22 protein-coding genes are annotated in these 21,343 nt (G+C 71.6%); 10 read left to right on the top strand and 12 right to left on the bottom strand.

The window, feature by feature from the left end; all coding sequences use genetic code 11:
• Window positions 1-20: 20 nt before the first annotated feature.
• Complete coding sequence (gene mug, locus LB823_RS20140; protein ID WP_224650661.1) at window positions 21-620, top strand: G/U mismatch-specific DNA glycosylase; 600 nt, start codon at window positions 21-23, stop codon at window positions 618-620.
• Here the strand turns inward: mug and LB823_RS20135 are convergent.
• Window positions 577-1,473, bottom strand: coding sequence for a 2-dehydropantoate 2-reductase (locus tag LB823_RS20135; RefSeq protein ID WP_224650659.1), 897 nt, complete (start codon window positions 1,471-1,473; stop codon window positions 577-579). The genes mug and LB823_RS20135 overlap by 44 nt on opposite strands.
• A 3-nt stretch (window positions 1,474-1,476) precedes the next feature.
• On the bottom strand, window positions 1,477-2,796 hold the full coding sequence (locus tag LB823_RS20130; protein WP_224650656.1) for an MFS transporter: 1,320 nt from the start codon (window positions 2,794-2,796) through the stop codon (window positions 1,477-1,479).
• 79 nt (window positions 2,797-2,875) lie between these two features.
• On the opposite strand from LB823_RS20130, the gene nhaA reads away from it, so the two are divergent.
• From nhaA to LB823_RS20115, 3 genes are all read left to right on the top strand, one after another.
• Window positions 2,876-4,090, top strand: coding sequence for a Na+/H+ antiporter NhaA (gene nhaA, locus LB823_RS20125; RefSeq protein WP_224650654.1), 1,215 nt, complete (start codon window positions 2,876-2,878; stop codon window positions 4,088-4,090).
• Window positions 4,091-4,187: 97 nt separating this feature from the next.
• Window positions 4,188-4,682, top strand: a complete 495-nt coding sequence (locus LB823_RS20120; protein ID WP_224650652.1) for a phage holin family protein — start codon at window positions 4,188-4,190, stop codon at window positions 4,680-4,682.
• Between the two features lie 24 nt (window positions 4,683-4,706).
• Window positions 4,707-5,672: an alpha/beta fold hydrolase gene (locus LB823_RS20115; RefSeq protein WP_224650650.1), complete on the top strand. Its 966-nt coding sequence runs from the start codon at window positions 4,707-4,709 to the stop codon at window positions 5,670-5,672.
• Between the two features lie 43 nt (window positions 5,673-5,715).
• Here the strand turns inward: LB823_RS20115 and LB823_RS20110 are convergent, their stop codons facing one another.
• The 4 genes from LB823_RS20110 to nth are packed head-to-tail and all read right to left on the bottom strand — an operon-like array spanning window position 5,716 to window position 9,078.
• On the bottom strand, window positions 5,716-6,915 hold the full coding sequence (locus tag LB823_RS20110) for a MarP family serine protease (RefSeq protein WP_224650647.1): 1,200 nt from the start codon (window positions 6,913-6,915) through the stop codon (window positions 5,716-5,718).
• Window positions 6,912-7,622, bottom strand: a complete 711-nt coding sequence (locus LB823_RS20105; RefSeq protein ID WP_224650645.1) for a CoA pyrophosphatase — start codon at window positions 7,620-7,622, stop codon at window positions 6,912-6,914. The genes LB823_RS20110 and LB823_RS20105 overlap by 4 nt, the downstream gene beginning before the upstream one ends.
• A complete protein-coding gene (locus LB823_RS20100) occupies window positions 7,619-8,311 on the bottom strand; it encodes a TlpA family protein disulfide reductase (protein WP_374201358.1) in 693 nt (230 codons plus the stop codon). Before LB823_RS20100 ends, LB823_RS20105 begins: the two co-directional genes overlap by 4 nt.
• Window positions 8,308-9,078: an endonuclease III gene (gene nth / locus LB823_RS20095; RefSeq protein WP_224650643.1), complete on the bottom strand. Its 771-nt coding sequence runs from the start codon at window positions 9,076-9,078 to the stop codon at window positions 8,308-8,310. The genes LB823_RS20100 and nth overlap by 4 nt, the downstream gene beginning before the upstream one ends.
• Window positions 9,079-9,153: 75 nt before the next feature.
• Between nth and LB823_RS20090 the strand changes: the two genes are divergently transcribed.
• Window positions 9,154-9,369, top strand: a complete 216-nt coding sequence (locus tag LB823_RS20090) for a hypothetical protein (RefSeq protein WP_224650641.1) — start codon at window positions 9,154-9,156, stop codon at window positions 9,367-9,369.
• A gap of 195 nt (window positions 9,370-9,564) precedes the next feature.
• Window positions 9,565-10,239 (top strand): Crp/Fnr family transcriptional regulator, encoded by a 675-nt coding sequence (locus tag LB823_RS20085; protein ID WP_068523121.1) that lies wholly within the window; start codon window positions 9,565-9,567, stop codon window positions 10,237-10,239.
• A 97-nt stretch (window positions 10,240-10,336) separates the two neighbouring features.
• Here the strand turns inward: LB823_RS20085 and LB823_RS20080 are convergent, their stop codons facing one another.
• The 4 genes from LB823_RS20080 to LB823_RS20065 are packed head-to-tail and all read right to left on the bottom strand — an operon-like array spanning window position 10,337 to window position 12,911.
• The gene (locus LB823_RS20080) at window positions 10,337-11,464 is read right to left on the bottom strand and encodes a PrpF domain-containing protein (protein ID WP_224650639.1); all 1,128 of its coding nucleotides are present in this window, start codon (window positions 11,462-11,464) and stop codon (window positions 10,337-10,339) included.
• Between the two features lie 9 nt (window positions 11,465-11,473).
• Window positions 11,474-12,289, bottom strand: coding sequence for an MBL fold metallo-hydrolase (locus LB823_RS20075; RefSeq protein ID WP_224650637.1), 816 nt, complete (start codon window positions 12,287-12,289; stop codon window positions 11,474-11,476).
• Window positions 12,286-12,750: a RidA family protein gene (locus tag LB823_RS20070; protein ID WP_224650635.1), complete on the bottom strand. Its 465-nt coding sequence runs from the start codon at window positions 12,748-12,750 to the stop codon at window positions 12,286-12,288. The genes LB823_RS20075 and LB823_RS20070 overlap by 4 nt, the downstream gene beginning before the upstream one ends.
• Entirely contained in the window at window positions 12,747-12,911 is a 165-nt protein-coding gene (locus tag LB823_RS20065) for a DUF4177 domain-containing protein (protein ID WP_019201840.1), read from the bottom strand. Before LB823_RS20065 ends, LB823_RS20070 begins: the two co-directional genes overlap by 4 nt.
• Window positions 12,912-13,050: 139 nt before the next feature.
• Between LB823_RS20065 and LB823_RS20060 the strand changes: the two genes are divergently transcribed.
• Together LB823_RS20060 and LB823_RS20055 are read left to right on the top strand one after the other, a co-directional pair.
• Window positions 13,051-14,091: an ArsA-related P-loop ATPase gene (locus LB823_RS20060; protein WP_224650632.1), complete on the top strand. Its 1,041-nt coding sequence runs from the start codon at window positions 13,051-13,053 to the stop codon at window positions 14,089-14,091.
• Window positions 14,088-15,188: an ArsA family ATPase gene (locus LB823_RS20055; protein ID WP_224650630.1), complete on the top strand. Its 1,101-nt coding sequence runs from the start codon at window positions 14,088-14,090 to the stop codon at window positions 15,186-15,188. The genes LB823_RS20060 and LB823_RS20055 overlap by 4 nt, the downstream gene beginning before the upstream one ends.
• A gap of 105 nt (window positions 15,189-15,293) precedes the next feature.
• On the opposite strand, the gene LB823_RS20050 is transcribed toward LB823_RS20055, so the two are convergent.
• The gene (locus tag LB823_RS20050; protein WP_224650628.1) at window positions 15,294-15,608 is read right to left on the bottom strand and encodes a WhiB family transcriptional regulator; all 315 of its coding nucleotides are present in this window, start codon (window positions 15,606-15,608) and stop codon (window positions 15,294-15,296) included.
• Between the two features lie 245 nt (window positions 15,609-15,853).
• On the opposite strand from LB823_RS20050, the gene LB823_RS20045 reads away from it, so the two are divergent.
• Both LB823_RS20045 and LB823_RS20040 read left to right on the top strand, forming a co-directional pair.
• Window positions 15,854-18,379, top strand: a complete 2,526-nt coding sequence (locus LB823_RS20045) for a penicillin-binding protein (RefSeq protein WP_224650626.1) — start codon at window positions 15,854-15,856, stop codon at window positions 18,377-18,379.
• 2 nt (window positions 18,380-18,381) lie between these two features.
• Window positions 18,382-19,170, top strand: coding sequence for a hypothetical protein (locus tag LB823_RS20040; RefSeq protein WP_224650624.1), 789 nt, complete (start codon window positions 18,382-18,384; stop codon window positions 19,168-19,170).
• A gap of 357 nt (window positions 19,171-19,527) precedes the next feature.
• On the opposite strand, the gene LB823_RS20035 is transcribed toward LB823_RS20040, so the two are convergent.
• Window positions 19,528-21,177, bottom strand: a complete 1,650-nt coding sequence (locus tag LB823_RS20035; protein WP_224650621.1) for an acyl-CoA dehydrogenase family protein — start codon at window positions 21,175-21,177, stop codon at window positions 19,528-19,530.
• Window positions 21,178-21,343 lie beyond the last annotated feature (166 nt).

The following is a 21,343-nucleotide window of genomic DNA, read 5'->3' as shown; positions in this document are numbered from 1 at the left end:
TGAACCGGTAGGCAGTATCCATGGGTTTCACCCGCGAGCAGCTGCTCGCCTACTCGGATACGACGGTGCCCGACCTCCTCGGTCCCGGCTGCCGGCTGCTGTTCTCCGGCATCAACCCCGGGCTGTGGACCGCGGCGACGGGCGCGCACTTCGCCCGGCCCGGCAATCGCTTCTATCCGGCGCTGTACGAGGCGGGCATCGTCGACCTCGTCATCGACGCCGCCGACGGGATGAGCTTCGCCGACCGGAACTCGCTGGTGGACGCGGGGATCGGCATCACCAACGTCGCGCCGAGGGCGACGGCGAAGGCCAGCGAGCTCACCGCGGAGGAGCTCCGGGAAGGCGGCGAGGCGCTGGTCGAGCGGGTGCTGCAGGTGGCGCCACGCATCCTCGCGGTCCTCGGAATCACCGCCTACCGCACCGCTTTCCACGAACCGAAGGCCGTTCCCGGCCCGCAGGAGCGCACCATCGGCGAGACGCAGGTGTGGGTGCTGCCCAATCCGAGCGGGCTCAACGCCCACGAGACCGTGCCGACGCTCGCGGCGGCGTACCGTCGGGCCGCCGAGGCGGCGGGGATCACCCTCGCTGCAGCGCGTCCGCCCGGACCTGCACCAGCGTGAGGTCGAGCAACGGCGTCGCGACGCCCAGCTCGCGGGCGCGCGCCGCGAGGTCGCCGAGGATGTGCTCGGCCTCGTTCGGCAGGCCTGCCACCAGGTCCCGGTAGAGCGACGAGGTCATCGCCGACTCCGGGTCCAGTAGGGTCGTGGCGGTCCGCTCGTCGGATTCCGCGGGCACCGGGTGGCCGGCGGCGGCCGCGACCGCCTCGGTCTCCGCGATGATCGCCCGCACGTGCGGCTCCCCGCCCGCGGCGATGACCGGCCCGACGGGGCTGCGGAACAGGCAGCAGAGGATGCCGGTGGCCGCGATGAACGCCCACTTCGCCCACAGCGCCCCGGTGACGTCGTCGCTCACGGTGAGCCGGATGCCGGGCACGTCGAGCGCCCGCGCGACGTCGGGCGCACCGTCGCCGATGGTGAGGGCCGACCAGTCGGTCATCTGGACCACCGCCCCGTCGTCCAGCGTGGCGACGATCATCGCGAGCGCGCCCAGCACGCGCGGCCCGAACGCAGCCTCGAGCCGGTCCATGTGTGCCATGCCGTTGAGGATCGGCAGGACGACGGTGCCCTCCCCCACCGCGGGGCGCAGATCGGCGATCGCCGCGTCGAGCGCCGGGGCCTTGACCGTGAGGATCACCAGGTCGAAGACCTGCGGCGCGGCCGCGAGCTCGTCGGCCGTGAGCGCGGCGACGTCGAGCGTGCGGGTGCCGGCCGGATCGGTGAACCGGAGCCCGTCGCGGCGCAGGGCCGCGGCTCGGGCCGGGCGAACCAGGAAGGTCACGTCCCGGCCCGCCTCGATCAGGCGGGAGCCGAAGGCCCCGCCCGTCGCGCCCGCACCCACGATGAGGATCCGCACGACCTACACCTTGTCGAGTTCCACGTCGCGCGTCTCGTGCATCACGAGGAGGGCGATGAGCGTGGCGCCGCCGGCGAGCGCGAGGTAGACGCCCACCCAGCCGACGCCGTACGAGCTGACCAGCCAGGTGGCGATGAACGGCGCGATGGCGGCGCCGAGGATCGACGCGAAGTTGTACGAGATGCCGCTGCCCGTGTAGCGGACGTTGGTGGCGAACAGCTCCGGCAGCACGGCGCTCATCGGGCCGAAGGTGAGACCCATGAGCGTGAGGCCCGCGATGAGGACGGCGAGCATCGTGCCCTGCGTGGTGGTGGCCGGGTCGAGGATCCACTTGAACGAGAGGCCGTAGACGATGATCGCGATCGTCACGCCGATGAGCAGCTTGCGGCGGCCGATCCGGTCGGCGAAGTGGCCGGACACGGCGACGAAGACCGCGAAGAAGAGCACCGCGATGAGCTGCATCTCGAGGAAGTCGATGTACGAGATGCCGAGCTTGATGCCCGACTTGTCGACCACCTTGCCCGTGCCGTACGAGACGATCCACGTGGTCACCAGGTAGAACAGCGTGTAGGTGGCGACCATGACGAAAGTGCCGATGATGAGCGGCCGCCACGCGGTGCGGAGCACCTCGCCCAGCGGCGCCTTGACCTTCTTTCCGTCCTTGACGGCCTTCGCGAAGACCGGCGTCTCGGTCAGCTTGAGACGGACGTACAGGCCCACGATCACCATAACGGCCGAGGCGAGGAACGGGATGCGCCAGCCCCAGGTCATGAACGCGTGGTTCGAGGTGGAGGTCTTCGAGTCGAAGTCCATCAGCTGCATGATCACGAGGAAGGTGCCGTTGGCCAGGAAGAAGCCGAAGGGGGCGCCCAGCTGCGGCCACATCGCCGCCCAGGCGCGCTTACCGGGAGCGGCCGTCTCCGTCGCCAGCAGCGCCGCGCCCGACCACTCGCCGCCCAGGCCCAGGCCCTGCGCGAAGCGCATCAGCGCGAGCAGCGCCGGGGCCCAGTAGCCGACCTGGTCGAAGGTGGGGAGCACGCCGATGAGGAAGGTCGCGACGCCCATGGTGAGCAGCGAGCCCACCAGGGTCGCCTTGCGGCCCACCCGGTCGCCGAAGTGGCCGAACAGGATCGAGCCGAGGGGCCGGGCCGCGAAGGCGAGGCCGAAGGTCGCGAACGAGGCGAGCAGCGCCGCGGTGTCGTCCCCCTTGGGGAAGAACAGGGTGGGGAAGACCAGCACTGCTGCGGTCGCGTAGATGTAGAAGTCGAAGAACTCGATGGTGGTGCCCACCATGGAGGCGACGACGATTCGCCTGCGATTCATTGGCAGGAGATTACGCGGAGCGGCACCGGCAGGATGCGGTGACCCGGGTCACCGTGGACACCTGCGGTACGGTCGACCGATGAACGACGCACCGCCCCGGTTCCGGGCCTCACGGGCGTTGATCCGCTTCCTCCGCACCGAGACCGTCGGCGGCACAGCCCTTCTCGTCGCGGCGGCGATCGCGCTCCTGTGGGCCAACTCCTCCTGGTCGGAGAGCTACGCCCACCTCGCCGAGATCAAGATCGGCAGCGACGACTGGACGATCTTCGGGCAGTCCCTCCACCTCCGGCTGACGCTCGCCGACTGGGCCAAGGACGGGCTCCTCGCGATCTTCTTCTTCGTCGCCGGCCTGGAGCTCAAACGCGAGCTCGTCGTCGGCGAACTGTCGACGGTGCGCGGCGCCGCGCTGCCCGTGTTGTGCGCGGTCGGCGGCGTGGTGGTGCCCGCGATCATCGCGTTCGGCATCGCCCGCGACAACCCGTACATCGGCAGCGCCTGGGCCGTCCCCATCGCCACCGACATCGCCTTCGCGCTCGGCATCCTCTCGCTCATCGGCTCCCGCCTGCCGTCGGGGGCGCGGGTCTTCCTGCTCGGGCTGGCGGTGGTCGACGACCTCATCGCCATCGCGGTGATCGCCGTGCTCTTCGCGGGCGACCTCAAGGTCGGGTGGCTGGCCGTCGCCGCCGTCGGCTGCGCGCTCTACTGGTTCGGGCAGCACCGTCGGATCACCACGCCCCTCTATTACGTGCCCATCGCGATCGTCGTGTGGGTGGCGATGCTCCAGTCGGGTGTGCACGCCACGATCGCGGGCGTGGCGCTGGGCCTGCTGACCCGCGTGAAGCCGGACCGGGGCGAGCGCGAATCGCCCGCGGAACGACTCGAGCACCGGATCCAGCCGGTCTCGGCCCTGTTCTGCGTGCCGGTCTTCGCCTTCTTCGCCTCCGGCGTCGCCGTGAACGGCGAGGTCTTCCGCGAGCTGTTCACCGACGAGCTCGCCCTGGGCATCATGATCGGCCTGTTCTTCGGCAAGATCATCGGCATCTCGGGCGCCAGCGTGATCGCGGTGAAGCTGCGGCTGGCGGAACGACCCGAGGGCCTCGACAACCGGGACATCCTGGCGCTCAGCGTGCTCGGCGCGATCGGCTTCACGGTCAGCCTGCTCGTCGCGGAGCTCGCGCTGCCCGAGGGCGAGGCCGATCTCGCCAAGGCGGCGGTGCTGCTCACGTCGGTCGCGGCGTCGGTGATCGGGGCGCTGTTGCTCATGCGGCGTGGGAGGGTGCACGAGGCCCGGTGACGGGCCGGGCGCGCGGCGCGGAGGTCGACACGTCGTGGTCGCGCGGACACGCCGGGGTGACCTCTGGCACGATGACTGATAACTAGAGGAGGACCAAGTGAGCTTGGACAGCACACCCACCGGCGGGACCCCGCGGACGCTTTCGGCGATCCCGCTCACCGATCCCAACGTGACCGCCTCCGGCGATCCGACGATCGGCAGCCTCGTCCGGGACGCCTCGACGCAGGTCTCCTCGCTGGTTCGCGCCGAGGTCGAGCTCGCCAAGGCCGAGACCATGCGGGACGTCAAGAAGGCGGCCACCGGCTCGGCCTTCTTCGCCGTCGCGGGCGTCGTGGCCCTGTACTCGTCGTTCTTCTTCTTCTTCTTCCTCACCTGGCTGCTCAACGTGTGGCTGCCGATGTGGGCGGCCTCGCTCATCGTCTTCATCCTCATGCTGGTCGTGGCCGGTGTCGCGGCGTTCCTCGGCTACCTCAAGGTCAAGCGCATCAAGGGCCCGCAGAAGACGATCGCCTCGCTCAAGGAGTCGCAGTCGCTGCTCTCGGCCGGCGAGCGCGATGCGGCGGGCGCACCGTCGACCGTCGCGCGACGCTGACGGCACGACCCTGAGGCACCACCGGTGACCAGTCCCGATCCGTCGAGCGTCCGGTTCCCCGGCCCGTGGGAGCACCTCGACGTGCGCGCCAACGGCATCCGGCTGCACGCCGTCGAGCACCGGCCCGAGGGCGCCGATCCCGCCCCGGACCGGCCACTCGTGGTGCTGCTGCACGGTTTCGGCGGCTTCTGGTGGAGCTGGCGGCACGTGCTGCCGCAGCTGCACGAGGCCGGCTACCGGGCCGTCGCCTTCGACCTGCGCGGCTACGGTGACAGCGATAAGCCGCCGCGCGGCTACGACGGCTGGACCCTGTCCGGCGACGTCGCAGGGCTCGTCCGCGCGCTCGGCCACACGTCGGCGGCGCTCGTCGGGCACGGCGAGGGCGGCCTCGGCTGCTGGGCCACCGCCACCCTGCACCCGCGCGTGGTCTCCGCGATCGCGGTCATCTCGTCCCCGCATCCCATCGCGCTCAAGCGGTCCGCTCTCCGGAACAAGGAACAGCGCTCGGCGATGCTCGGCCCCATCACCTTCGCGCAGCTCCCCCGCGTCGCGGAGGACCGCATGGTCCGCGACGACGGTGCCGAGATCGGCGCCGTGTACGCCGCCCGCAGCGGCGCGACGTGGCGGCGCAGCGCCGACTACGCCGAGGCCCTGCCCCGCTACCGCAGCGCCATCCAGATCCCCGGCACCGCGCACAGCGCCCTCGAGTACGCCCGCTGGGCCTGGCGCAGTCAGTTCCGGCCCGACGGGGCACGGTTCCTCAGCAGCATGAACCAGCGGCTGCACATCCCCGTGCTCGCCTTCCGCGGCGAGGTCGACCCGTACGTGCTGCCGCAGCCCGTCTACTCCAGCCACGACTGGGCGACCGACTACCGCGTCCGCGCCGTCGAGAACGCCGGGCACTACGCGCACGAGGAGGCGCCCGGCACCGTCGGGCCGCAGCTCGTGGACTTCCTGGCGGGCCTGCCCGGGCCCCGCCTGCTCCCCTGACCTCCCGTGTCCGACGGTGCCGCCGGCCCGCGCCCGGCGCGGCCTAGCGGTTGACGCAGGCCCCCGTCGAGACACCGGCGGTGGCGGTGGTCCCCGCCTGCAGCGCGGGCTCGACCTGCTTGGCGGTGAGCGCGAAGGCGGTGTCGGCGTCGTCGACGGCCACGCCGAAGATCACGCCGACCACGTTGCCCTCGCGGTCGAAGACGGGGCCGCCCGAGTTGCCGGGGCGGACCTGCCCGCGGAGCAGGTAGACGTCGCGGCGGACCTGCGCGTCGCGGTAGATGTTGCGTCCCTCGAGGGTCTGCTGGCTGCGCACCCGCGACGACGACAGCGTCAGCGGGCCGCCGCCGGGGTAGCCGAGCACGAAGCCGGGATCGCCGGGCTTGGCGCCGTTGAAGACGATCCGCAGCGGCTTGGCCTGCAGCCCCGGCACGTTCAGCACCGCGACGTCGGTCTGCGCGTCGAAGTAGACGACCTGCGCGCTGTACTTCTTCGTCCCGTCGACGGTGACCTGCACGCTGCGGGTGCCCGCGACGACGTGCGCGTTGGTGACCACCCGGCCCGGCGTCGCCACGAAGCCCGAGCCCTCGAGCGCGCGGCTGCACGACGGCGCCTGGCCGTCGATGCGGACCACGGACGAGCGGACGCGCTGCACAGCCGGGTCGGTGAAGTCGACCCGGTCGGGCGTCTCCACGCTGACCACCGGGGTGTTCACGAACGGGCCGAGCGCCTGCGGCAGCCCGGAGTCGTCGATGATCGCGGAGAACTTCTGCGGCAGGCCGTCGGCGCCGACGACCTTCGCGAAGTCGTTGACGGCGCCGAGCACCGCCGAGCCGTTGACCGACCGCGAGACCTGCGGCGCGGCGGCCGAGGTGAGCGGGATCGCGACCAGCCAGGCCGCCACCAGCAGCGCGCCGACCTGCACCACGGCACCGACGCCGGAGTCGACGGTGCGCAGGCCCGTGCTGCGGATCGAGCTGCGCACCGCGCGCCCGAGCACCATGCCGGAGAGCTCGCCGATGATCACCAGGCCGGCCAACAGGCCGACGCCGAGGATGAGGCGGCCCTTGGCATCGTCGACCGAGCCGAGGACGTGCGGGGCGAGCAGGACGCCGGCGGCGGCGCCGAGCACCACGCCGATGAAGGCGAGCACGGACGCGGCGGCGCCCTGCCGGTAGCCGGAGATCGCGGCCAGGATCATGAGGACGACGACGATCACGTCGACCCAGGTCGAACCGGTCATCGAGCGCTCTCCTGCCAGGTCAGGGCGCGGGCGGCCGCGGCGCGCACCTCGTCGGTGAGCGGCCGCACGTCGTCGGTGTCCCAGGGCTGCTCCCAGCCCGCCGCGCCGATCAGCGCGTTCACCAGGCCGCCGGTGAAGCCCCACACCAGCATCGGGCCGGCCGCGAAGGCCGGGCCGCGGTAGAAGGACTTGCGCACCATGAACCGGTGCGCGGGGTCGATGAGCTCGGCCAGCGGCACGCGCCGGACCAGCGCCGTCTCGGCGGGGTCGACGGCGCGGACCTCGGGCGGGCTCGCCGCGTAGCCGATGACCGGGACCACGCGGAAGCCCGAGACGGGCACTTCGATCGGGTCCAGTTCGGCGACGATCTCGACCGATTCGGGGTCGAGACCGGTCTCCTCCCACGCCTCGCGCAGCGCGACGGCCACGTCGTCGGCGTCCTCGGGATCGCGGGCGCCGCCGGGGAAGGCGACCTGCCCCGCGTGCTGCCGCATCGCGGAGGCGCGCTGGGTGAGCAGCACCGTCGCGTCGTCGGGCGGCGTCGCCCCGGACGCGGACGGGTCACCGTCGAACAGGATGAGCACGGACGCGCGGCGCGGGTTCCGCACGCGCTGCAGGGCTGCGACGGCGCCGCCGCGCTGCTCGATCTCGCTCGCCACGTCGCCCAGGTTGCCGAGCAGCGGGTCCAGCCACCGCGGCGCGCTCACAGGGTGACTCCGAGCTCGGTCCGCAGCAGGGCGGCCACCTCGTCGACGGACGTGAAGGGTTGGGCGTGCACACCGGCCACAGTGCCATCGGAACGCAACAGAACGGTCACGGGGTAGGCCCGCGGCGCGCCGAGGGCCGTCGCGACGACGCCCTGCGGGTCCTGCACGGTGGGCAGCGCGACCTTGAGCTCGGCCAGCAGGTCCAGCCCCGCGACCGCGTTGGGGTCGGCGTGCACGCCGAGCACCGTCAGCCGGTCGCCGGCGCGCGCCGCGACGTCGGCGAGCACGGGTAGCTCGACGCGGCACGGCCCGCACCACCAGGCCCAGATGTTGAGCAGGACGGGCTTGTTCCCCGGGACCGCCAGGTCGACGGGCGCGCCGTCGCCGAGGCAGGTGAGGTTCCTGCCGGCGAGGGCGGTCGCGCCGATGCCCGCCGGGCATGGCGGCAGCGCGGCCCGGGTGCGCGCGGCCGCGAGCTGGCCGGGGCTCGCACTGGTCGACGGTGCCGCCGCCGGCGTCGTCGGGGCCGCGGCGCCGTCGTTCCCGCGGGGCCAGATGGCCACGGCCAGGGCGACGGCGACGATCGCGCAGACGATGATCCACCGCACGCCGGCGGGGATGCGGCTCCGCTCGCCGGGCAGCAGGGGCGCGGGCTCACGCCCGGCGTCGGGCTTCTCGGGCTCGGTCACCGGGTGGCCCCCGGCTGGACGCGGCGCCGACGGGGCGGGGGCGGCGCGATCTCGAGCAGGTGGTCGCGTTCGGGGCCCTTGACGAGGTCCGCGGCCTCGGCGGGGTCGATCGGCCCGGTCCCGAACGAGGGGCAGTCCTTGGCGAGCACGCAGACGCCGCACGCGGGCTTGCGGGCGTGGCAGACGCGGCGGCCGTGGAAGATCACGCGGTGGCTCAGCAGGGTCCACTCCTTGCGCGGGATCAGCTCGCCGACGGCGTGCTCGATCTTCACCGGGTCGTTCTCCTCGGTCCACTCCCAGCGGTGCACGAGCCGCGAGAAGTGCGTGTCGACGGTGATGCCGGGGACGTCGAAGGCGTTGCCGAGGATCACGTTGGCGGTCTTGCGGCCGAAGCCGGGCAGCGTCACCAGCTCCTTCATGGTGCGCGGCACCTCGCCGTCGAAGCGGTCCACGAGCGCCTGCCCGAGCCCCATGATCGACGTGGCCTTGTTGCGGTAGAAGCCGGTCGAGCGGATGTACTCCTCCAGCTCCGCCCGGTTCGCCCCGGCGTAGTCGGCGGCCGTCCGGTAGCGCGCGAACAACGCCGGTGTGACTTGATTCACGCGCACGTCGGTGCATTGCGCGGACAGGATCGTGGCCACCGAGAGCTCGAGCGGATCGGTGAAGTCGAGTTCGCAGTACACGTGGGGGAAAGCGGTGGCGAGTGTCCGATTCATCCGCCGGGCACGGCGCACCAGTCCGAGGTGGGTTTCCGGCTCCGGGGGCATGGGAACCGATTCTAACGACGGTGCCGTGGCTCGTTCGTTGCCGTATCGAGACCTTGGCTGTGTTTACTGTCCGGCATGCAAGGATTGCTCGGGTTGCTGTTCCCGGTGGTACTCATGCTCTTCGCCCTGTCCATGGAGCGGATCGAGACGCGGGTGACCGCCGAGCCCGTCGCGCCCCCCGCGACCGGCGACGACGAGGCGCCCGACGTCGAGACGCTGGCGCGCATCGGCCTCCCCAAGGCCGTGGACAGCCTCGACCTCGACGGTGGAGCGGAGCGCCGCGCCAGCTGATCTGGAGGAGTACGGTCGGGGCCCGAGCGGCCCGAATGCGGAACGCCGTCGTGCCCTTCGACATGTGAACGGGTAACCTTTCCAGTAGTCGTCTGTGCGATTTCCCACATCTGCACGGAACGCTGCATAAACTCACACTTCAGGTCGCGGCGATGTCCGCCTGCGACGGTCGTCGATCAAGGAACGAGGTACCCCGTGGACGAGGTCCTGGCGCGGGCCGGCATTTTTCAGGGTGTCGAGCCGGGCGCGGTCGATGCGCTCACCAAGGATCTGCACGAGGTCGACTACCCCCGTGGCCACGTCATCTTCAACGAGGGCGAGCCCGGCGACCGGCTGTACATCATCCTGTCCGGCAAGGTGAAGCTCGGCCGTCGCTCCCCGGACGGCCGCGAGAACCTGCTGTCCGTGATGGGCCCGTCGGACATGTTCGGTGAGATGTCGATCTTCGACCCCGGCCCCCGCACGTCGAGCGCGACCTGCATCACCGAGGTCCGCGCGATGACGATGGACCGCGAGGCCCTGCGCGCGTGGATCCGGGACCGGCCCGAGATCGCCGAGCAGCTGCTGCGCGTGCTGGCCCGCCGCCTGCGCCGCACCAACAACAACCTGGCCGACCTCATCTTCACCGACGTCCCCGGCCGCGTCGCCAAGCAGCTGCTGCAGCTCGCGCAGCGCTTCGGCACGCACGAGAACGGCGCACTTCGGGTGACGCACGACCTCACGCAGGAGGAGATCGCGCAGCTCGTCGGCGCCTCCCGCGAGACCGTGAACAAGGCGCTGGCCGACTTCGCGCACCGCGGCTGGCTGCGCCTCGAGGGCAAGTCCGTGGTGATCACCGACTCCGAGCGTCTGGCGCGCCGCGCCCGCTAGCGCCGCGCACTGGACCCGAGAGTGTCCGGTCATTCGTTCTCACGATCGTTGAGACGAATGACCGGACTTTTCGTCAGTGGGACCGGTAGTCGCGGGATCACACGTCGGGAACGGCGACCTGACCGCGCATGAGGGGCCGGGCCGTCCGCAGTAGCGAGGCGCTGACGGCGTGCGGCCCGCCGGGCCGTAGGGCCACCACGGCCCGGGCCGTGACCACGCCCGACGGGGTGGCGATGCGCACGTCGCCCCCGGCGCCCGCCGCCTCCGCGACCACCGAGCCGGGCAGGCGCGCGGCGACCGCGACGGCCAGCGCGGCGGTGCCGGGGATCGCCCGGTGCGTCTGCCCCATCGAGATCACGCGCAGCACCACGTCCGCCGCGTCCGCCGGCAGCTCCGCCCCGTCGATCGTGCGCGCCGCCCGCGGCCCGGCGACGACGGCGATCTTGGGTACCGCGAGCGGCGCCTCTTCCGGGCGGTCCGCCAAACCCATCGCGACGGCCCCGGCGCGGCGCAGCCCGTCCAGCAGCGACTGAAGGCCCGTGTCGGCGTCGAGCTCGTCGGGACTCTCCATGCCGGTGACGCCCAGTTCGCGGGCCTCGACGAGGACCATCGGCGTCGCGGCGTCGACGAGCGAGGCCGCGTACTCGCGGCCGTCATGGCGCAGCGCGGTCCGCACATCACCGGCGGGCAAGAGGGCTCCGGTCCGGGCGCCGCCCGGTTCGAGGTACTCGAGCTCGATGGGCGCGCCAGTCCCGGCGACGCCGGGGATCGCGAGCGGCCCCTCGGTCGCGGCGGCGCCGTCCTCGACGGCCAGCCGCACGCGGATCGACTTGTCCGTGTTGGTGTTGTGCACGGCGACGGTGCGGGCACCGTCGTCGAGTGCGATCAGTCCCGCGCCCAAGGCGAACGGGACCACGGCGGCGGAGAGGTTCCCGCAGTTGCCGGAGTAGTCCATCACCGGCTCGCGGATGGCGGCCTGCCCGAACGTGTACTCCAGGTCGACGCCGGGCCGGTCCGATGCGCGCACGACGACGATCTTCGACAGCGACGACAGCCCGCCGCCCATGCCGTCGAGCTGGCGCCCGAACGGGTCGGGCGATCCGAGCGCACGCAGGAACAGCGCGTCCCTCTCGGGGCTGGCGGGCGGAAGGTCGCCCTCGCGGAAGAACAGGCCCTTGCTGGTGCCGCCCCGGAGGAAGGCGGCGTCGATCCAGCGCTGCGCCATGAGCGTTCGTCAGCCGTGCTCGGCGAGGTACTGCAGCTGGACCTTCACGGACATCTTCGCCGCGGGCCAGGCCTTCTTGTCCACGTCGCGGTAGACGTGCTTGACGACCTTCATGGGCTTGGCGTCGGCTGCGCTGACGCCCATCTCCGTGAGCGCGTCGCGGACCTGCTGCAGCCGGTCCTGACGGTGCGCCGCGTACGCGGCGACGACGGGCGCCGCATCGGGCAGGTCGGGGCCGTGGCCGGGCAGCAGGACGCGGCCGGCGGCCACCGTCGACAACGACTCCAGCGAGCCGAGGTAGTCGGCGAGGGTGCCGTCGGTCGCGTCGAGCACCGTGGTGCCACGCCCCAGGATGGTGTCACCCGAGACCAGTGCGCCGGGCTCGCCCTCGGCACCGTCGACCAGGAAGCTCAGCGAGTCCGCGGTGTGCCCGGGCGTGTGCAGCACCGTGATCCGCAGACCCGCGACCTCGATCACCTCGCCACCGGTGAGCGGTGTCGCGGTGTTGATGCAGTACGTCGGGGAGAAGGCGCGGATGGGGCTGCGGGTGAGCTCCTCCCAGCGCTTGAGGCCGCCGGTGTGGTCGGCGTGGCGGTGGGTCACCAGGGTGAGCGCGACCGTGCCCGCCGCCTTGGCGACCCGCTTGAGGTGCTTCTTGTCGCCCTTGGGCCCGGGGTCGACGACGACGGCCTCCTCGCGCCCCGGGGCGCGCAGGATCCAGGTGTTGGTGCCCTCGAGCGTCATCACCGACGGGTTGTCGCAGAGCAGCACCGCCGCGTAGGGCGTGACCTGCCGCAGCTTCCCCGGCGCCGGGTGCTCGGTCATACCTGGACCGTGAGCTCGACCTCGACGGGCGCACCCAGCGGCAGCTCCGCGACCCCGACGGCCGACCGGACGTGCACGCCCGCGTCGCCGAAGATCTCGCCGAGCAGCAGCGACGCGCCGTTGAGCACCTGCGCCTGGTTGGAGAAGCCGGGCGCCGAGGCGACGTAGCCGGTGACCTTGACGATCCGCTTGACCGAGTCGATGCCGACGAGGGAGTGGATCGCCGCGAGCGCGTTCAGCGCGCACTGCCGGGCCGCGAACTGCGCGTCCTCGAGGTGGACGATGCCCTCGCGGTTCTCGCTGACCTTGCCCTGCGCCACGAGCTCGCCGTCGCGCATCGGCAGCTGGCCGGAGGTGTAGACGAAGTCGCCGACCTGCGTCGCGGGGACGTACGCGGCCAGCGGGGGCACCACGTCGGGCAGGACGATGCCCAGCTCGGCGAGGCGCGCGGAGGCGGTCACGACGTGGCCCGCTTCATGTACGCCACGTGCTGCTCGCCGGTCGGGCCGGGGAGCACGGTGACGAGCTCCCAGCCGTCGGCACCCCAGGTGTCGAGGATCTGCTTGGTGGCGTGGGTCAGCAGCGGGATGGTGGAGTACTCCCAGGTGGTCTTCTCGCTCATGGCATCACCCTATCCACCGCGGGCGCGGCGCGACAGGCGCGATCCCTACGCCCGCGCAGAACGTGTTCTCGGTCGCATTGCCGGGGAAGGTTCACGTTAACGGCCCGGCCGTGTACGGAGGTATGGATATGCTCCGAACGTGGTGGTGAGTGAGGCGGACCCCGGCGGGGTCGCGCAGGACGCGGGGACGACCTGGCCGGAAGGGCTGCGGGAGTCCCGGCTGCACTTCGTGTCGGGCAAGGGCGGCACCGGCAAGTCGACGGTGGCCGCGGCACTCGCCCTGGCCCTCGCCTCCGGCGGCAAGAAGGTCCTCCTCATCGAGGTGGAGGGCCGCGGCGGCATCGCCCCGACCTTCGAGGTGGACGAGCTGCCCCCGACCGAGACGAAGATCGCGACGGCCGACGGCGGCGGGGAGATCCACGCGCTGGCGATGGACGTCGAGGCCACGTTCCTCGACTACCTCAAGACCAATTACGGCATGGGCCTGGCGGCGCGGGCGCTCAAGTCGATCGGCGCCATCGAGTTCGCGACGACGCTGGCGCCGGGCCTCAAGGACATCCTCATCACCGGCAAGATCATGGAGTGCACGCAGCGCCGCGCGCGCGACGGGCGCTACACCTACGACGCGATCGTGGTGGACGCCCCGCCCACGGGCCGGATCGGGAAGTTCCTCGACGTCACGCGGGCGATGAAGGAGATCGCGAAGGCCGGGCCGATCGCGGGCCAGGCCGACCGCGTGGTGCGCCTGCTGCACTCCCCCGACACCGTCGTGCACCTGGTGACGCTGCTCGAATCCCTTCCCCTCCAGGAGACCGCGGAGGCCGTGAAGGAGCTGCACGCGCTGGACCTCAAGGTCGGTGCCGTGATCGTGAACCGCTCGCTGCCGCAGCTGCTCTCCGACGCGGAGCTCGACGCCGCCGCCGACGGGACCGTGGACGGTCCGGCCGTGCGGGCCGCGCTCGACGGTGCCGGGCTGCCGCTCTCCGACGACGACCTGGCCGGGCTGCTCACCGAGACCATCCAGTTCGCGCGGACGGTGCGCGGGCAGGACGAGGCGCGCGAGGACCTGGACGCGATCGACGCTCCCGGCCGGCTGGAACTGCCGCTGCTCACCGGCGGCGTGGACCTGAACGGCGTCCGCGAGCTGTCGGGCGCGCTGGTCGAGGCGGGAGTCCGATGATCGACCTGAAACTCGGCCCGCAGCTCCTGGATCCGGGCACGCGCGTCGTCGTGTGCTGCGGCAGCGGCGGCGTGGGCAAGACGACGACGGCCGCGGCGATGGCGCTGTGGGCGGCGGAGCACGGCCGACGGGTCGTGGTGCTGACGATCGACCCCGCGCGCCGGCTGGCGCAGGCGCTGGGCGTCGCGGACCTGACGAACGAGCCGCAGGCCGTGACCGTCCCGGGCGACGGGACGCTGCACGCGATGATGCTCGACATGAAGCGGACCTTCGACGAGATGGTCACCTCCAACGCCGATCCCGTTCGGGCGCAGGAGATCCTGGCGAACCCGTTCTACCAGACGGTGGCCTCGTCTTTCTCCGGCACGCAGGAGTACATGGCGATGGAGAAGCTGGGCCAGCTCACCGCCGACGACCGCTGGGACCTCGTGGTGGTCGACACCCCGCCGTCGCGCAACGCCCTCGACTTCCTGGACGCCCCGAAGCGCTTCGGCTCGATGCTGGACTCGCGCCTGATGGGCCTGATCGCGGGGCCCACCCGCGGCATCGGCCGGCTCGTCTCCGGCGGCATGGGCATCGCACTGAAGCTCGTGTCCACCATCGTGGGCAGCCAGATGCTCTCGGACGCTTCGACGTTCGTCTCGCAGATGGATTCCCTGATCGGCGGCTTCCAGGAGCGGGCCGACCAGACCTACGCACTCCTCGCCCGCCCCAGCACCCGGTTCGTGGTGGTCGCCTCGCCCGAGGAGGACACGCTCCGCGAGGCCACCTACTTCGTGGAACGACTCGCCGGCGAGTCGATGCCGCTGGCCGGGCTCATCGTCAACCGCACCCATCCGGGGCTTGCGGCGATCGGCGCGGAGCAGGCCCGGGAGGCCGCGAGCCGCCTCGGGCCCGACGGTGCCGCGCGCACCGCGGAGGGTCTGCTGCGGGTGCACGCCTGGCGCGCGGAGATCGCGGCGCGGGAGGTCCAGATGCTCGGCGCCTTCGTCGGCCGCTGCCCGACGGTGCCGGTGGTCGGGGTGCCCTCGCTCCCGTTCGAGGTGGCGAACCTCGAGGCGCTGCAGGCCGTCGCCGAGCAGATCGTCGGGTCCTGAGCCCCGGTCGGCTCGCACGACGAAAAAGGTAGCTGGACAAACGAAAGGGCCCCGCACCGTCGAACGGTACGAGGCCCTGGTCACTCCCGGACGGGAGCCGGGGAATCAGCCCGCGGCGACGCGCTTGCGGTCGCGCTGAGCTTCGAAGAAGGAGCGCCAGCTGGTGACCTCGGGGTGCTGGCGGAGGAGGGCGCGGCGCTGACGCTCGGTCATGCCGCCCCAGACGCCGAACTCGACGCGGCTGTCGAGCGCATCGGCGCCGCACTCGAGCTGGACGGGGCAGTGACGACAAATGGTGGCGACCTTGCGCTGCGCGGCGCCGCGGACGAACAACTCGTCGGGATCGACCTCGCGACACTTGGCCTTGGAAACCCAAACCAGGCGGTCTTCGTCGTCGACCAGAACGCGTGCACTTGTCATGTGACTCCCCTTTCGCGTGGTGCGGCCCGGACCCGGTGACGGCCCATCCCGGAGGTGTGCGGGGGGCCGATCGAGGTGCTCGCCACATCGTCTGCAATAGTGTTACCTGAATCACACGACGGACACAAGTCGAGGGCCGAGGGAAATCGAACAGTGGTCCAAGAAATCCAGCACGCCCGTACCGATCGCCTGGTCGGCGCGTCGGGACCGGGGTTCACGGCGGGTCGGCACGTATCCTGGTGACCGTGTCGAAACCCGGAGTGATCGCGAAGCTGGCCGGCTGCGTCCTGCTGGCCGGACTGCTGGTCGCCGGCGTCCTGTTCCCCTACGTCGGCGGGCTCGGCCTGATCTCGAACCGCGCCGCGGACACCGTCGACAACATCAGCTCCGAGCTGCTGGAGGGCCAGGTCCCGGAGGTCACGACGGTCGCCGACTCGACCGGCGCGCCCATGGCCTACCTGTACGACCAGCGCCGCGTGCAGGTCCCGTTCGATCAGATCTCGCCCGACATGGTGCGCTCGATCATCTCGATCGAGGACAAGCGCTTCATGGAGCACGACGGCGTCGACTACCAGGGCACCGTGCGCGCCTTCCTCAAGAACCAATCCGCGGGCGAGGTGCAGCAGGGCGCGTCCACCCTGGACCAGCAGTACATCAAGAACTACCAGCTGCTCGTCCTCGCGAAGTCGGACGCGGACCGACGCGCGGCGGTCGCCACCACCCCGGCCCGCAAGCTCCGCGAGGTGCGGATGGCGCTCACCCTCGAGCGCACGCTCACCGAGCGCGCCAAGCAGGAGCACGGGGTCGACGACGCCAAGGCCAAGGTGATCGCCAAGGAGCAGATCCTGGCGCGATACCTCAACCTGGTCCCCTTCGGCAACGGCGCCTACGGCATCGAGGTGGCCGCGCAAACCTACTTCGGCAAGCGCGCCTCGCAGCTGAACATCCAGGAGTCGGCGATGCTCGCCGGGATGGTGCAGTCGAGCTCGTCGCTCAACCCGTACGCCAACGCGCAGGGCGTGATCGAGCGGCGCAACACGGTGCTCGACACCCTCGTCGCGAACTTCCCGGACAAGGCGGCGGAGTACGAGGCCGCGAAGCGGACGCCGCTCGGCGTGCTGCCGCGCCCCAACACCCTCCCGGGCGGCTGCATCTCCGCGGTCGCGAACCGCGGCTACTTCTGCGACTACGTGCTGCAGTACCTCTCCGAGGCGGGCATCCCCAAGGAGACGGTGATGCGCGGCGGCTACACGATCCGCACCACGCTCGACCCGCGAGTGCAGGACTCGGTGCAGGCCGCGCTCAACGCCACCGCCAGCCCGACCCTGTCGAACGTCGCGCAGGTCATGAACGTGATCAAGCCGGGCGAGACCTCGCACGACATCGTCGCGATGAACTCCTCGCGGGTCTACGGCCTGGACGTGGGCAAGCGGCAGACCGTCCAGCCCGAGCCCTTCGCCCAGGTCGGCGACGGCGCGGGCTCGACCTTCAAGATCTTCACCGTCGCGGCGGCGATGGAGAAGGGCATGGGCCTGGACACCAACGTGACGGTCCCGTCCACGGTGCAGGTCAAGGGCATGGGCCACGGTGGCTACGCCGGTTGTCCGTCGGACTCCTACTGCGTGAAGAACGCCGGGCCCTATCCGTACTCGATGTCGCTGACGCAGGCCCTCGCCACGTCGCCGAACACCCCGTTCATCAAGCTGATCGAGCAGGTGGGCGTGACCCCGGTCGTCGACATGGCGGTCAAGCTCGGCCTGCGCTCGTACACCCAGCCCGGCAGCTCGGGCTTCGGCAACGACAGCCTCGCCGACATGTTCAAGAAGCAGAACCTCGCGTCGTTCACGCTCGGCCCGACCGCGGTGAGCGCGCTGGAGCTGACCAACGTCTCGGCCACGCTGGCCTCGGGCGGCGTTTGGTGCCCGGCGAACCCGATCCAGTCGATCACGCAGCCCAAGCGCAACAGTGACGGCATCCAGACCGTCGGGCCCGACGGGAAGCCGGAGACCACGCCGGTGCCCTACAAGTCGGAGAAGTGCGAGCAGGTCATCGAGAAGGGCCTCGCGAACACCCTCGCCAACGCGCTCAGCGCCGACGACCGCGGCGCGGGCACGTCGGCCGGTGCGGCCTCGCGCGCGGGCTGGACGCTGCCGCTGTCCGGCAAGACGGGCACCACCGAGACCTTCCGCTCCTCGGCCTTCCTCGCGTACACGAACCAGTACGCCGGTGCCAGCTACGTCTACAACGACGGCAACTCCCCCGGGCCCATCTGCACGAGCCCGCTGCGCCCGTGCGGCGACGGCAACGTCTACGGCGGCAACGAGCCGGCGACGGCCTGGTACACCGCGCTCAAGCCGATCTCGACGATCTACGGGCCGGTCTCCCTGCCGCCGGTGGATCCGAAGTACAAGGACGGCTTCGGCCCCGGCAAGATCCCCAACGTCATCGGGCTCACGCAGGCGGCGGCGAAGTCCCGCGTCGAGGCGGCGGGCTTCAAGACCACGGTGGCGTGGGTCAACAACTCCGCGGCCAACGGCACCGTCGTATCCACGTCGCCGTCGGGATTCAGTCAGCCCGGCTCGACGATCACGCTGAACCTGTCGAACGGGATCGCGCCGGCACCGTCGAACCCGTCGGCACCGGGCGTGCAGACGGGGCCGGGCGGCACCACCATCACCATCCCGGGCTTCGGCCAGTTCACCATCCCCGGCGCGGGCGGCCGCGGCGGCGGCCCGGTGGAGACACCGGCGCCGGAGCCCCCGGGCAACTGACGATGGACGCACGCCGGGTCGCCACCGGTCTCCTCGTCGCGGCGACGGTGACCGTGGTGACGGCGTGCGGCGACCGCCCGGCCGAGCCCGCCGGCACGACCGGTACCTCCGCCGGTTCCGTGGTGGTCTCCGCCGGCCCGTCGACGACCTCGCCCGCGTCGGCGGCGACCGTGCCCGCCCGCGATGGGTACGCCGCGGGCACGGAGCGGCGCACCGGCACGGACGGCCCGGTGACCTTCGACGTCGGGATTCCGACGGTGAGCGGCGGGTCGCCCGCGGTCGCTGAGCGGTTCAACTCGTCGATGCGAGCATCGCTCGAACCACAGCTGAAGCTCCCCGATCGGATCCAGGGGACGATGACTGTCCGGGACGGGAGCCTGGCGGACGGGCGTCGTTCCGGTGTCACCCGCCTCGGGCCGGGCGTGGTCGCGGGCGTACTCCTGACGAGCACCTACATCTCGCGCGGGGCCCACCCGACCACCCTGATCGGCACGGTCGTCATCGCGACGGAGACCGCGCGCCCCGTGCTGCTCACGGATCTGTTCGCCACCCCGGACGCCGGGCTGGCACGGCTCGCCGCGCTGGTGAAGCAACACGCGGCCGCGGTCGGGACCGTCCCCTTCCTCTCGGACCCGGCGCGCGACATGGCCGATTGGATCCCCGGCACGGACGGGCTCGTCGTGTTCGCCGGTGTATCGCACGCCGAAGGCGATTACCGCGGGATCACCGTCCCGTGGGCTGAGCTCAAGGACGTCATCGCTCCGGCGATGTGGCCGATATTGACCTCATGACTCGGGAGCGTCAGCGCGACGCTCGGAACGTCGAAACGGTCTCCCACAGACCGATGATCACGAGCAGAAGCCCCAGTGGTCGCCCCTGGAACCACAGAAATCTGAGATCGGGGAACGCCACCGCGAGCACGGCTCCGACGAGGATCAACGCGGGCCCCAGTGATCGGTGGAGTTGCGATGCAGGCGAACGACGGCCGTGCGTCGTATCCGGTTGCCGTGGTGCGGAATTCTCCATGCTTCGCATTGAAGCGGGTCTCGCCGGCGTTGTCGTCCCCCGTTCGACGGACCCGGGAGCCGTGCCCGGTCGCACGACCGTCGATCGGTCGGGGCGCGCGACGGTCGATCCCACCGGAGCCTTCAGCCGACCTTCGGCGTAGCGCGGTCGAGGATCGCGGCGGTGTCGACGCCCTGCGGGAGGGTGCCGAAGACGTCGCCGCGGTCGCCCGCGAGGCGGGTGCGGGTGTAGGCATCCGCGACGGCGGGGTGCCCGTAGCGCACCAGGAGCGAGCCCTGCAGCGCGGCGGCCATGTCGCCGACGAGGCGGCGCGCGCCGAACTGCATCGCGACCTGGTCGGTGAGGTCCAGCGCCCCGAAGGAGCCCTTGAGCTTCGCGACGGCCTCGTCGTACGCGGTGTCCGCGCCGGTGGCGGCGTCCAGCTCGGCGAAGAAGGCCGCGACGGCCTGCGGCTCGCGGGCCATCGCGCGCAGCACGTCGAGGGCGGCGACGTTGCCGGAGCCCTCCCAGACCGAGAGCAGCGGCGCCTCGCGGTACAGCCGCGGCATGCGCGAGTCCTCGATGTATCCGTTGCCGCCCAGGCACTCCAGTGCCTCGGCGGCGTGGATGGGGCCGCGCTTGCACACGTGGTACTTGGTGACGGCCAGGGCGATCCGGCGCAGCAGCGAGGCGTCCTCGTCTCCGGCGACGGACCGGTCGGTGAGGCCCGCGAGCCAGAGCCCGGCCGTGGTGGCGCCTTCGGCCTCGACGGCGAGGTCGGCCAGCACGTTGCGCATGAGCGGCTGGTCGATGAGGTCGGCGCCGAAGGCCTTCCGGTGCGCGGCGTGGTGCGTGGCCTGCGCGAGCCCGGCGCGCATGCCGGTGGCGGTGCCGAGCACACAGTCGAGGCGGGTCATGTTGACCATCTCGACGATGGTGCGGACGCCGCGGCCCTCCTCGCCCACGAGCCAGCCGACGGTGTCGTCGTACTCGACCTCGCTGCTGGCGTTGGAGTGGTTGCCCAGCTTGTCCTTGAGCCGTTGCAGGGCGAAGACGTTGCGCGTCCCGTCGGGCAGCACGCGCGGGATGAAGAAGCAGGAGACGCCGGATTCGGTCTGCGCGAGCGTGAGGAACAGGTCCGACATCGGCGCGGACGTGAACCACTTGTGGCCCGTGATCCGGTACGTCCCATCGGATTGCGGGATCGCGCGCGTGGTGTTCGCGCGCACGTCCGAGCCTCCTTGCTTCTCCGTCATCGACATGCCGGCGATGAGGCCGCGCTTGCCCAGCGGCGCCTGGAGGCCGAAGTCGTACTCCTTCGCGGTGAGCAGCGGCTCGTACTGCGCGGCGAGCTCGGCGTTGGCGCGCAGGGCCGGCACCACGGCGTAGGTCATGGAGATCGGGCAACCGTGCCCGGCATCGACGTGACCCCAGACGCTGAACTTGGCGGCGCGCACCAGGTGCGCGTTCGGGTCGGCCTCGGCCCACGGCGCGGCGTGCAGGCCGTGCTCGACGGAGACCTTCATGAGCTGGTGGTAGGCCGGGTCGTAGACCACCTCGTCGATGCGGTTGCCGTACCGGTCGTGCGTCTTCAGGACGGGCGGGTGCGCCTCGGCCAGGTCGCCCCATTCGAGGGCCTCGGCCGTGCCGCCGAGCGCGCCGAGCGCGTGGATCGCGTCCAGCTGCGCCGCGTCGACGTGGGCGCGCCGCAGCGCATCGTCGATCATCGGGGTCTCGGCGGTGTTGAAGCCGATCAGCGGCGGCGCCTGATTGGTCACGTCATGGGTCGGCACGCCTGCTCCTTCGTTCGACGGTGCGCGGCCCGTCCGGGCCGTCACCCCAGTGTTGCATATCAGCGACAGTCGCACCAGATATGCAATGAACTCGTGGTGGGCGGCCCAACCGAGCACCCGACCGCCCGCCGTGCCGCGGGGGACGGGGGGCGGTCGGGTGCTCGGT

Source organism: Tsukamurella sp. M9C, from assembly GCF_020169415.1.
Lineage (GTDB): Bacteria > Actinomycetota > Actinomycetes > Mycobacteriales > Mycobacteriaceae > Tsukamurella.
The sequence above is the reverse complement of the archived record's forward strand: the minus strand, read 5'-3'. Positions and strand labels throughout refer to the sequence as shown.

Coding starts and splice junctions, on each gene's coding strand:
- LB823_RS20040 (WP_224650624.1), top strand. CDS start 18,382: ATGGACGCACGCCGGGTCGCCACCGGTCTCCTCGTCGCGGCGACGGTG.
- nth (WP_224650643.1), bottom strand. CDS start 9,078: ATGCCCCCGGAGCCGGAAACCCACCTCGGACTGGTGCGCCGTGCCCGG.
- nhaA (WP_224650654.1), top strand. CDS start 2,876: ATGAACGACGCACCGCCCCGGTTCCGGGCCTCACGGGCGTTGATCCGC.
- LB823_RS20130 (WP_224650656.1), bottom strand. CDS start 2,796: ATGAATCGCAGGCGAATCGTCGTCGCCTCCATGGTGGGCACCACCATC.
- LB823_RS20075 (WP_224650637.1), bottom strand. CDS start 12,289: ATGACCGAGCACCCGGCGCCGGGGAAGCTGCGGCAGGTCACGCCCTAC.
- LB823_RS20065 (WP_019201840.1), bottom strand. CDS start 12,911: ATGAGCGAGAAGACCACCTGGGAGTACTCCACCATCCCGCTGCTGACC.
- LB823_RS20110 (WP_224650647.1), bottom strand. CDS start 6,915: ATGACCGGTTCGACCTGGGTCGACGTGATCGTCGTCGTCCTCATGATC.
- LB823_RS20050 (WP_224650628.1), bottom strand. CDS start 15,608: ATGACAAGTGCACGCGTTCTGGTCGACGACGAAGACCGCCTGGTTTGG.
- LB823_RS20055 (WP_224650630.1), top strand. CDS start 14,088: ATGATCGACCTGAAACTCGGCCCGCAGCTCCTGGATCCGGGCACGCGC.
- LB823_RS20080 (WP_224650639.1), bottom strand. CDS start 11,464: ATGGCGCAGCGCTGGATCGACGCCGCCTTCCTCCGGGGCGGCACCAGC.
- LB823_RS20090 (WP_224650641.1), top strand. CDS start 9,154: ATGCAAGGATTGCTCGGGTTGCTGTTCCCGGTGGTACTCATGCTCTTC.
- mug (WP_224650661.1), top strand. CDS start 21: ATGGGTTTCACCCGCGAGCAGCTGCTCGCCTACTCGGATACGACGGTG.